Source organism: Sphingomonas sp. PAMC 26605 (genome assembly GCF_000241485.1).
In the GTDB taxonomy this organism is placed as follows: domain Bacteria; phylum Pseudomonadota; class Alphaproteobacteria; order Sphingomonadales; family Sphingomonadaceae; genus Sphingomonas.
On record NZ_JH584241.1, the window covers coordinates 2,444,708 to 2,454,284 of the forward strand.

A 9,577-nucleotide genomic window follows, 5' to 3' on the forward strand; every position below is an offset into this window, starting at 1 on the left:
AGCGCAACATCTTCCGCAACCTCGTACGCGCCGGCGCCGACGTCTCGGTCGTCCCCGCGGGCGCGACCTTCGACGAAGTGATGGCGCTCGCCCCCGACGGCATCTTCCTGTCGAACGGCCCCGGCGACCCCGCCGCGACCGGCATCTATGCCGTGCCGGTGATCCGCCAGCTGCTCGAGACCGGCAAGCCGCTGTTCGGCATTTGCCTCGGCCATCAGCTGCTCGGCCTCGCGGTCGGCGCGACCACCACCAAGATGTTCCAGGGCCATCGCGGCGCCAACCATCCGGTGCAGCGCCTTAGCGACGGCGCGGTCGAGATCACCTCAATGAACCACGGCTTCGCGGTCGAGCGCGCGAGCCTGCCGGCGAGCGTGCGCGAGACGCACGTCTCGCTGTTCGACGGCTCGAACGCCGGCCTCGAGCTGACCGACCGCCCCGCCTTCAGCGTGCAATATCACCCCGAAGCGAGCCCCGGCCCGCAGGATAGCCTGTATCTGTTCGAGAAGTTCGTGGGGATGCTGGAGGTAGGAGCCGACAGATGGCGCTGAGATTTGACCTCATCAAAGAGCAGATTCTCATAGTTCTCTATGATTACATGCTTACGGCGGACGACGAGGCTTTTTGGTATTCGGTTCCGTCGATCAGAGAGGCACTTTCACCTGATGTGTCAGGTGCGTTTGCCAAGCGGGCGATAGACGCGCTGGTAGAAGAAGGCTCGTTGGAGGAGGGGCTGAGTGACCCTCCCGGCGAACCGAAAGACACTATAACGTTTGCACTCACCGAGGAAGGGATTCAATCCGCTGAGCGTGTCTTGGTCAGGAAAGGCTGGGATTTGGCTGATTATCAGCCTGCTCCCGACGTTGATCGGATAATATCTCGGTCTGAAGAGCCAGATCTTCATGCGATGATCCATGATCAAATACGGGATCTTGCTACAGGACTGTCACAGAGCAACGAAGCTGGCGACGTCCTGGGTGACCACAAAGATCTGATTACGGATGAGCTGAACTCAGCGGCTGATATTTCCTCAAAAGAGCGCTTCAGGTTGCAGAGGCTAACTGCGTTCCTGCTGCCAACTTTGCAATTTATCGCGTCCAAGTTTTTCGGTGGAGCGATTGGAGAAGCTGCCAAGCAGCTGGCCACCCTTCTCATGAAATTGCCGTGATGTTCGAGTTATTTTTGCCAATCAAAAGGCTATTCTCATGACCCTCCCAGACGTCGATCCCGCCCGGCTCGAAGAAGAATGGAGCGCCGACAAGGAGGTGCTCGCCAGCCTCGCCGAGAATGGCGACCGCTCGGATATCGTCCGCCCCGTCGACGTGAGCTTCCGCGGGTCCGAGCCGGCGCTCGACCGGCTCGAGGAGGATGCCGAGGAGCTCGGCTTCGAAGTGATCGAGCGCGAAGAGGATGAGGAAGGCGAGATCAGTCTCTTCCTCGGCTGCGAGCAGACGTCGGACGAAGCCGCGATCCGCGCGCTGACCAAGCGCTGCCTGCAGATCGAACTGATCTACGACGTGGAATATGACGGCTGGGGTTGCACCGCCGAAACCGGACTGATTAGCTGACATGCCAAAACGCACCGACATCACCACCATCCTCGTCATCGGCGCGGGGCCGATCGTCATCGGCCAGGCGTGCGAGTTCGATTATTCGGGCACGCAGGCGATCAAGGCGCTGCGCGAGGAAGGTTACCGGATCGTCCTGGTCAATTCGAACCCGGCGACGATCATGACCGACCCCGAGCTGGTCGGCTGGAGCGAGGCCGAGGGCGCGACCTATATCGAGCCGATCACGCCCGAGATCGTGGCGAAGATCATCGCCAAGGAAGTCGCCGCGCGCCCGAACGACGTGATGGCGCTGCTCCCGACGATGGGCGGGCAGACCGCGCTCAACACCGCGCTCGCTCTGTTCAACGACGGCACGCTCGCGAAATACAATGTCGAGATGATCGGCGCCGATGCCGAGGCGATCGACAAGGCCGAGGACCGGCTCAAGTTCAAGGATGCGATGACCAAGATCGGTCTCGAATCCGCGCGCTCGGCGATCGCGCACACCGTCGAGGAGGCGCTCGCCGGGTTGGAGCGCACCGGGCTGCCGGCGATCATCCGGCCGAGCTTCACGATGGGCGGATCGGGCGGCGGGATCGCCTATAATCGCGAGGAATTCCTCGCGATCGTGCGCAGCGGGCTCGACCTTTCGCCGACCACCGAAGTGCTGATCGAGGAATCGCTGATCGGCTGGAAGGAATATGAGATGGAAGTCGTGCGCGACCGCGCCGACAACGCCATCATCATCTGCTCGATCGAGAATATCGATCCGATGGGCGTCCACACGGGCGACTCGATCACCGTCGCGCCTGCGCTGACGCTGACCGACAAGGAATATCAGATCATGCGCAACGCGAGCATCGCGTGCCTGCGCGAGATCGGCGTCGAGACCGGGGGCTCGAACGTGCAGTTCGCGGTCAACCCCAAGGACGGGCGCCTGATCGTGATCGAGATGAACCCGCGCGTGTCGCGCTCCTCGGCACTGGCGTCGAAGGCGACGGGCTTCCCGATCGCCAAGGTCGCCGCCAAGCTCGCGGTCGGCTACACGCTCGACGAGATCACCAACGACATTACCGGCGCGACGCCGGCGTCATTCGAACCGACGATCGACTACGTCGTCACCAAGATCCCGCGCTTCGCGTTCGAGAAGTTCAAGGGCGCCGAGGCGGTGCTGTCGACCGCGATGAAGTCGGTCGGCGAAGTGATGGCGATCGGCCGCAACATTCATGAGAGCCTCCAGAAGGCGCTCCGCGGGCTCGAGACGGGGTTGTCGGGCTTCAACATGGTCGATCGCCTGGCGGGTGCGCCACGCGGCGAGATCGAGGCGGCGCTGTCGATCGCGACGCCCGACCGGTTGCTCGTCGCGGCGCAGGCGCTGCGCGAGGGCTTCACGGTGGCCGAGGTGCATGCGCTGGCGAAATACGATCCATGGTTCCTCGAGCGGATCGCCGAGATCGTCGCGGCCGAGGAAGAGGTGTGTGCCGATGGCCTGCCGCGCGATGCGGCGGGGATGCGGCGCCTCAAGGCGATGGGCTTCAGCGACAAGCGGCTCGCCTATCTCGCGCTCAAGTCGGCGAATCTGCGCGAGCGCGGCACCGCGCGCGGCGGGCTGATCCACGACGTCGTCCAGATGATGACCGGCGGCACCACCGAGGCCGAGGTGCGCGCGGCGCGCCACAAGCTCGGCGTGCGCCCGGTGTTCAAGCGGATCGACACCTGCGCGGCCGAGTTCGACGCCAAGACGCCCTATATGTATTCGACCTACGAGGCTCCGAGCTTCGGCGAGCCCGAATGCGAGAGCCAGCCGACCGATCGGAAGAAGGTCGTCATCCTCGGCGGCGGTCCGAACCGGATCGGGCAGGGGATCGAGTTCGACTATTGCTGCTGCCATGCCTGCTTCGCGCTGGGTGACGCGGGCTATGAGACGATCATGGTCAACTGCAACCCCGAGACAGTGTCGACCGATTACGACACCTCCGACCGGCTCTATTTCGAGCCGCTGACCGCCGAGGACGTACTCGAGATCCTGCATGTCGAGATGTCGAACGGCACGCTCCACGGCGTGATCGTCCAGTTCGGCGGGCAGACCCCGCTCAACCTCGCGCAGGCGCTGCAGGATGCGGGGATCCCGATCCTCGGCACCAGCCCCGACGCGATCGATCTCGCCGAGGACCGCGAGCGCTTCGCCGCCCTCGTCAACAAGCTCGGCTTACTTCAGCCTGCCAACGGCCTGGCGCGCAGCCGCGAGGAGGCGATCGTCGCTGCCGAGCGGATCGGCTATCCCGTGCTGATGCGCCCGAGCTACGTGCTCGGCGGCCGTGCGATGGAGATCGTCGACGGGCGTCCGCAGTTGGAAGAGTATATCCAGACCGCGGTGCAGGTGTCGGGCGAATCGCCCGTGCTGATCGACCAGTATCTCCGCGATGCGATCGAGGTCGATGTCGATGCGATCTCCGACGGCACCGACGTGACCGTCGCGGGCGTGCTCCAGCATATCGAGGAAGCCGGCGTCCATTCGGGCGACAGCGCCTGCTCGATCCCGCCTTACTCGCTCAGCCCCGAGATCATCGCCGAGATCGAGCGGCAGACCGTCGCGCTCGCCAAGGCGCTGTCGGTGGTCGGGCTGATGAACATCCAGTTCGCGGTGAAGGATGGCCTCGTCTATCTCATCGAGGTCAACCCGCGCGCTTCGCGCACCGTGCCGTTCGTTGCCAAGGCGATCGGCGCCCCGATCGCCAAGATCGCGGCGCGCGTGATGGCGGGCGAGAAGCTCGCCGACCTGCCGCCGATCAATCGGCACATCGATTATTATGCGGTCAAGGAAGCGGTCTTCCCGTTCAACCGCTTCCCCGGCGTCGATCCTGTGCTGTCGCCCGAGATGAAGAGCACGGGCGAAGTGATGGGGATCGATCCCGATTTCACGCTCGCCTTCGCCAAGTCGCAGCTGGGGGCGGGGACCGTGCTGCCCAAGGCTGGCGCGCTGTTCGTCAGCGTCAAGGATAGCGACAAGCCGGTGATCCTGCCGGGCGTCCGCGCGCTGGCCGATCACGGCTTCACGATCGTCGCGACCGGCGGGACCGCGGATTACCTGACCGCGCACGGCGTCACCGTCGAGCGCGTCAACAAGGTGGCGCAGGGGCGGCCGCATATCGTCGACCGGATCAAGGATGGTGGGGTCGACCTGATCTTCAACACCACCGAGGGGTGGCAGAGCCTCAAGGACAGCTCGCCGATCCGCGGATCGGCGCTCGCGCAGAAGATCCCGTACTTCACCACGGCACCCGCCAGCGTCGAGGCGGCACAGGCAATTGTCGCGCTTTCGACACGCAGCCTTGAAGTACGACCGCTGCAATCCTATTATTCGCACTCGCACACATAATCCCCCACATCATAACATCGTGCGGGCGGGCCCAGGGCGGGTCGGCCAACCGGGGAATTTTGAAGACGAAGGACGAAGAGGGATGGCTACCGTCGAAAAGATGCCGATGCTGCAAGAGGGTCATGACCGGCTCAATGCGGATCTGAAACGGCTTAAGGCGGAGCGTCCGACCATCGTCGACGCGATCGAGGAAGCACGCGCGCATGGCGATCTCTCGGAGAACGCCGAATATCACGCGGCCAAGGAACGCCAGGGTCAGATCGAAGCCTCGATCAGCGATATCGAGGACAAGCTCGCGCGCGCGCAGGTGATCGATCCGACCGAGCTGTCGGGCGACAAGGTGGTGTTCGGCGCGACCGTGACGCTGCTCGACGAGGACGACAAGCCGATCAAGTACCAGATCGTCGGCCAGACCGAGGCCGACGCCAAGGGCGGCCGGATCTCGTACAATTCGCCGCTGGGGCGTGCGCTGATCGGGCGCAAGCTCGAGGACGAGGTCGAAGTGACGGTGCCATCGGGCGACCGCTATTACGTCGTCTCGAAGATCGAATTTATCTGACGCAAGGGGCGCGGTCGAAAGACCGCGCCTTCTTTCGTCACCCCGGCCTTGTGCCGGGGTCCACCGTGCTACGAAAATTGCGGCGGCCGCACAGGTAGCACCGTGGACCCCGGCACAAGGCCGGGGTGACGGCGTTGGCGTGTTAAGCGGCGCCTGGCGCGAGCAGGTCGGGCTGCAGCAGCCGGTGCAGGTGCACCACGACATACTTCATCTCGGCATCGTCGACCGTGCGCTGTGCGGACGCGCGCCACGCCTTCTCGGCGCTGGCATAGTCCGGGAACACGCCAACAATGTCGATCGACGAGAGATCGTCGAAATCGAGCGTGCGCGGATCGCTGACGCGGCCGCCGAAGACGAGGTGGAGCTTGCTCATGTGCGGTTTCCCGAAAAAAATGGCGTGGTTCGCGACGTCCTAGTCGCGAACCACGCCATGGCAAACCGTGAAGCCGGGTTTAATCGCCGGTCGGCGTCGTTTTGGGAGCGGTTGGGCTGGCGCTCGTTTGGTCGCCGGCCTTGTTAGGCGCCGTTTGCGCCGACGATGCCTTGTCGTTGGCGGCGGTGAGGGCCGCGAGGCCGGCGGTCGAGACCGCCTTGATCACCCCTTCAAGGACACGCGACATCTGGCTGCGCGCCGAGTCGCGCGACAGGCCGAGCACGCCGAGTTCGGACTTGGCGGTATCCTTCGCCGCATCGACCGCGCCGCGCGCGGTATCGCTCAGCCGCTGGCCGACCGGGGCGAGCAATTTCGCTTCCTGGTCGGTGCGCGGCACGAACGCGCCGGCAACCGCGCCGAGCGCGATTCCGCCGACCAGCGCCGAGATCGGGTTGGCCTCGATCCCGTTCGCGGCACGTCCGGCGATATCGCGGAGCGACTCGCCGGTCGTCTCGATCGCCTTGCCGGCGGAATCGCGCAGCGACTGGGTGGTGTTGGTCTTGCTGTGCGCGCCGGACTTCTTCGACTGGTCAGTGCGGGTATGGGAGCTTGCGTCGTTCATCGCTCGGATCCTCTTCATGGGGGTGCCAGGCTGCTAACTCTTGGATTTAGAACCAGTTGCGTAGCGGATCGCCTTTGCGATCGGGCCGCGTGCGAAAAACAGGCCGACCAGGCTGAGCCCGATCCCGACCGGCACCGGCTGGCGCTTGGCGGTGTCCACCGCGAAGCCGACCGCCTCCTTGCCGCGCTCCTTGAGCGTGTCGGCGACGTCCTGCGCCATCACCTGTGGGCTCGCTTTGTGCTGCAGGGCGCTGACCGTTGCGGAAAGCCTCGCGCGCGCCGCGTCGGCGCGCGCCTGCGCGAGCGCGATCTTGGGATCGGGAAGGACGCTCATGCAACGGCTCCGGCGGCGAACATCCGCCTGAAATGACGCGACGCCAGGAAGCCGAACAGACCCGCCGCGACGAGCAGCACGCCCGCGACGATCCCGGTTGCCGCCAACGGCCCGACCCGCGGCGTGAGCACCATCAGCGCCCCCACCACCAGCGCGATCAGCGCCAGCGACGCGAGCACGACCGCGCCGAGCGCGAGCACGACGCCACCCTTGGCCTCGTCGACCTTCGCGCCGAGCTTCGCTTTCTGCAGGTCGATCTCGCTGCGCGCGACCAGCTGTGCGTCGCTCACGACGCGCGAGAGCAAGGTGGCGATACTATCGTCCGCCACGAAGCTCGGGCTTGCTATCTTTTCCATCGGTGCCCCCGAATGCCGCGATCAGGCCTTGGTATCGGTCGTCGTGGTGTCGCTGCGGTCGAACGCGAGACCTGCCTGCAACAAACGCACGAGCACGAACCCGAGCGCCGCCGCGGTGCCGATCGCAACCGCCGGGCTCTTCTGCACGAAGCCGCGCGCGTCCTCGATGAGATCGTCGAGCTGCTTCGCCTTGAGGCCTTCGGAGAATTCCGAGACCTTGTCGGCCGCGGTGCGGGCGTATTGGCCGTACTGCTCGCCGAGCTTTTCATCGACCGTGCCGGCCGCATCGTTGATCATCTTGACGACCTCGTCGAGTGCGCCGCCCGCACGCGCCTTGCCATCCTCGGCATAGGTGCGTGCGCGATCGACGGCTTCCTTGCCGAGCTTGGACGCGCTGTCCTTGATCAGCTGCGACGCGGTCGCGGTGGCCTTCGCGGCTTCGTCGCCGGCGGTCTTCGTAGCGTCGGCCGCGGCGTCGATCGTGTCGTGTGCAGCGGAGGTGAAATCGGTGGTAGCCATGACAAGCGCCCTTCGTTGGAATATCGAAACAATATAACCGGCCAGCGCATCCGGCGGTTCCATCGCATCCGCGCGAATTGCCGCCGCGACGTTAAGCCGATAGAGGCACGCGCGAACCGCTCGTCATATCGTTAGAAGGATCGTTCCGTGACCGCAATCATCGACATTCATGCCCGCACGATCCTCGACAGCCGCGGCAACCCGACCGTCGAAGTCGATGTCATGCTCGAAGACGGCAGCTTTGGCCGCGCGGCAGTCCCGTCGGGCGCCTCGACCGGCGCGCACGAAGCCGTCGAAAAGCGCGACGGCGACAAGAGCCGCTGGGGCGGCAAGGGCGTCGAGGACGCGATCGACGGAGTCAATGGCGAGATCGCCGATGCGGTGATGGGCCTCGAGGCCGAGGACCAGCGCGAGATCGACCAGGTGATGATCGAGCTCGACGGAACCGAGAATAAGAGCCGGCTCGGCGCCAACGCGATCCTCGGCGTCAGCCTCGCGGTCGCCAAGGCGGCAGCCGATGCGCGCACGTTGCCGCTCTATCGCTATGTCGGCGGCGTCTCGGCGCATGTCCTGCCGGTGCCGATGATGAACATCATCAATGGCGGCGAGCATGCCGACAACCCGATCGACTTCCAGGAATTCATGATCGTGCCGGTCGGCGCGACCTCGATGATCGAGGCGGTGCGCTGCGGGTCGGAAATCTTCCACACGCTCAAGAAGGCGCTGCACGACAAGGGGCTGGCGACCTCGGTCGGTGACGAGGGTGGCTTCGCGCCCAACATCGCCTCGACCGACGAGGCGATCGAATTCATCCTGCGCTCGATCGAGACCGCGGGCTACACGCCCGGCGACGACGTGATGCTCGCGCTCGATTGCGCCGCGACCGAGTTCTACAAGAACGGCAAGTACGAGATTTCGGGCGAGGGCAAGAGCCTCTCCAGCCACGAAATGGCCGAATATCTCGCCGACCTGACGCGCCGCTACCCGATTTTTTCGATCGAGGACGGCATGGGCGAAGACGATTGGGAGGGCTGGAAGGCGCTCACCGACATGGTCGGCGACAAGGTCCAACTCGTCGGCGACGACCTGTTCGTGACCAATCCGAAGCGCTTGAAGCAGGGCATCGAGACCCGCACGGCGAACTCGCTGCTCGTCAAGGTGAACCAGATCGGTACGCTCACCGAAACGCTCGAAGCCGTTTCGATGGCGCAACGGGCGGGCTATACCGCCGTCATGTCGCACCGCTCGGGCGAGACCGAGGACTCGACGATCGCCGATCTGGCTGTCGCGACCAATTGCGGGCAGATCAAGACGGGGAGCCTCGCGCGCTCGGACCGGCTTGCCAAGTACAACCAGCTGATCCGCATCGAGGAGGAGCTGGAAGGCGCCGGACTCTATGCCGGGCGCTCCATCCTTCGTGTTTAACCTAAAGTAAATACGGGCTTGATCCACGAGTCGCGATGAGTCAGAGTCGCGCTCGTGGTCAAGAAACGCTCAACCCTCCCGACGATGCTGCGCCGCGCGATCGCGCCGGCGGCGCTGCTGATCGTCGGCGTCTTCTTCGGGGGCTATGCGATCTTCGGGCCGAATGGCGCGCTCGCCTATGGCGATATCGAGCGGCAGCTCGCGGTGCGGCAACGCCAGTTGGCGATGCTCGACCGCAACCGCACCGAACTCAAGAACCGCGTCGAGCTGCTCGACCCGCGGCATGCCGATCCCGATCTGGTTGACGAGCTTGCGCGCAAGGATCTGGGTGTCGCGCATCAGGACGAAGTGATCGTTCCGCTGGATAAGTGATCTGCCCTAAAGCCCCTCCCCTTCAGGGGAGGGGTTGGGGTGGGGCAGTAACGGGCAGTCGCTCTCTGCGAGGCTTCCCCCACCCCAACCCC

Annotated in this window: 12 protein-coding genes; 7 read left to right on the forward strand and 5 right to left on the reverse strand. The window is 64.8% G+C overall.

Annotated elements, in window-relative coordinates:
* From RH90_RS11425 to greA, 5 genes are all read left to right on the forward strand, one after another.
* The coding region (locus tag RH90_RS11425) for a glutamine amidotransferase-related protein (protein WP_010185793.1) at positions 1-548 on the forward strand (548 nt) is incomplete at its 5' end.
* Positions 539-1,165, forward strand: coding sequence for a hypothetical protein (locus RH90_RS11430; RefSeq protein ID WP_010185794.1), 627 nt, complete (start codon positions 539-541; stop codon positions 1,163-1,165). The genes RH90_RS11425 and RH90_RS11430, both read left to right, overlap by 10 nt.
* 37 nt (positions 1,166-1,202) lie before the next feature.
* Positions 1,203-1,565 carry a ribonuclease E inhibitor RraB gene (locus RH90_RS11435; protein ID WP_010185795.1) on the forward strand — a complete coding sequence of 121 codons (363 nt, stop codon included), beginning with the start codon at positions 1,203-1,205 and terminating at the stop codon, positions 1,563-1,565.
* 1 nt (position 1,566) lies between these two features.
* The gene (gene carB, locus RH90_RS11440; RefSeq protein WP_010185796.1) at positions 1,567-4,926 is read left to right on the forward strand and encodes a carbamoyl-phosphate synthase large subunit; all 3,360 of its coding nucleotides are present in this window, start codon (positions 1,567-1,569) and stop codon (positions 4,924-4,926) included.
* An 82-nt stretch (positions 4,927-5,008) separates the two neighbouring features.
* Complete coding sequence (greA, locus tag RH90_RS11445; RefSeq protein ID WP_010185800.1) at positions 5,009-5,485, forward strand: transcription elongation factor GreA; 477 nt, start codon at positions 5,009-5,011, stop codon at positions 5,483-5,485.
* Positions 5,486-5,627: 142 nt separating this feature from the next.
* On the opposite strand, the gene RH90_RS11450 is transcribed toward greA, so the two are convergent.
* The 5 genes from RH90_RS11450 to RH90_RS11470 form a co-directional block, all read right to left on the reverse strand.
* The gene (locus tag RH90_RS11450) at positions 5,628-5,858 is read right to left on the reverse strand and encodes a DUF4170 domain-containing protein (RefSeq protein WP_010185802.1); all 231 of its coding nucleotides are present in this window, start codon (positions 5,856-5,858) and stop codon (positions 5,628-5,630) included.
* A 79-nt stretch (positions 5,859-5,937) separates the two neighbouring features.
* Positions 5,938-6,480, reverse strand: a complete 543-nt coding sequence (locus RH90_RS22095; RefSeq protein ID WP_010185803.1) for a hypothetical protein — start codon at positions 6,478-6,480, stop codon at positions 5,938-5,940.
* A gap of 33 nt (positions 6,481-6,513) precedes the next feature.
* Positions 6,514-6,813 carry a DUF3618 domain-containing protein gene (locus tag RH90_RS11460; protein WP_010185804.1) on the reverse strand — a complete coding sequence of 100 codons (300 nt, stop codon included), beginning with the start codon at positions 6,811-6,813 and terminating at the stop codon, positions 6,514-6,516.
* Positions 6,810-7,169, reverse strand: coding sequence for a phage holin family protein (locus RH90_RS11465; RefSeq protein WP_029625251.1), 360 nt, complete (start codon positions 7,167-7,169; stop codon positions 6,810-6,812). Before RH90_RS11465 ends, RH90_RS11460 begins: the two co-directional genes overlap by 4 nt.
* A gap of 21 nt (positions 7,170-7,190) precedes the next feature.
* Positions 7,191-7,688 (reverse strand): hypothetical protein, encoded by a 498-nt coding sequence (locus RH90_RS11470; RefSeq protein ID WP_010185806.1) that lies wholly within the window; start codon positions 7,686-7,688, stop codon positions 7,191-7,193.
* Positions 7,689-7,835: 147 nt separating this feature from the next.
* Here RH90_RS11470 and eno point away from each other — a divergent pair, with 147 nt between their 5' ends.
* Together eno and RH90_RS11480 are read left to right on the forward strand one after the other, a co-directional pair.
* Positions 7,836-9,113 carry a phosphopyruvate hydratase gene (eno, locus tag RH90_RS11475; RefSeq protein ID WP_010185807.1) on the forward strand — a complete coding sequence of 426 codons (1,278 nt, stop codon included), beginning with the start codon at positions 7,836-7,838 and terminating at the stop codon, positions 9,111-9,113.
* An 84-nt stretch (positions 9,114-9,197) separates the two neighbouring features.
* Positions 9,198-9,485: an FtsB family cell division protein gene (locus RH90_RS11480; RefSeq protein ID WP_010185808.1), complete on the forward strand. Its 288-nt coding sequence runs from the start codon at positions 9,198-9,200 to the stop codon at positions 9,483-9,485.
* The last annotated feature ends 92 nt before the right edge of the window (positions 9,486-9,577 follow it).

Excerpts from the sequence above, each read along its gene's own strand:
- RH90_RS22095 (WP_010185803.1), bottom strand. The coding sequence starts at position 6,480 with ATGAACGACGCAAGCTCCCATACCCGCACTGACCAGTCGAAGAAGTCC.
- carB (WP_010185796.1), top strand. The coding sequence starts at position 1,567 with ATGCCAAAACGCACCGACATCACCACCATCCTCGTCATCGGCGCGGGG.
- RH90_RS11465 (WP_029625251.1), bottom strand. The coding sequence starts at position 7,169 with ATGGAAAAGATAGCAAGCCCGAGCTTCGTGGCGGACGATAGTATCGCC.
- RH90_RS11430 (WP_010185794.1), top strand. The coding sequence starts at position 539 with ATGGCGCTGAGATTTGACCTCATCAAAGAGCAGATTCTCATAGTTCTC.
- RH90_RS11470 (WP_010185806.1), bottom strand. The coding sequence starts at position 7,688 with ATGGCTACCACCGATTTCACCTCCGCTGCACACGACACGATCGACGCC.
- RH90_RS11480 (WP_010185808.1), top strand. The coding sequence starts at position 9,198 with ATGCTGCGCCGCGCGATCGCGCCGGCGGCGCTGCTGATCGTCGGCGTC.
- RH90_RS11435 (WP_010185795.1), top strand. The coding sequence starts at position 1,203 with ATGACCCTCCCAGACGTCGATCCCGCCCGGCTCGAAGAAGAATGGAGC.
- greA (WP_010185800.1), top strand. The coding sequence starts at position 5,009 with ATGGCTACCGTCGAAAAGATGCCGATGCTGCAAGAGGGTCATGACCGG.
- RH90_RS11460 (WP_010185804.1), bottom strand. The coding sequence starts at position 6,813 with ATGAGCGTCCTTCCCGATCCCAAGATCGCGCTCGCGCAGGCGCGCGCC.
- RH90_RS11450 (WP_010185802.1), bottom strand. The coding sequence starts at position 5,858 with ATGAGCAAGCTCCACCTCGTCTTCGGCGGCCGCGTCAGCGATCCGCGC.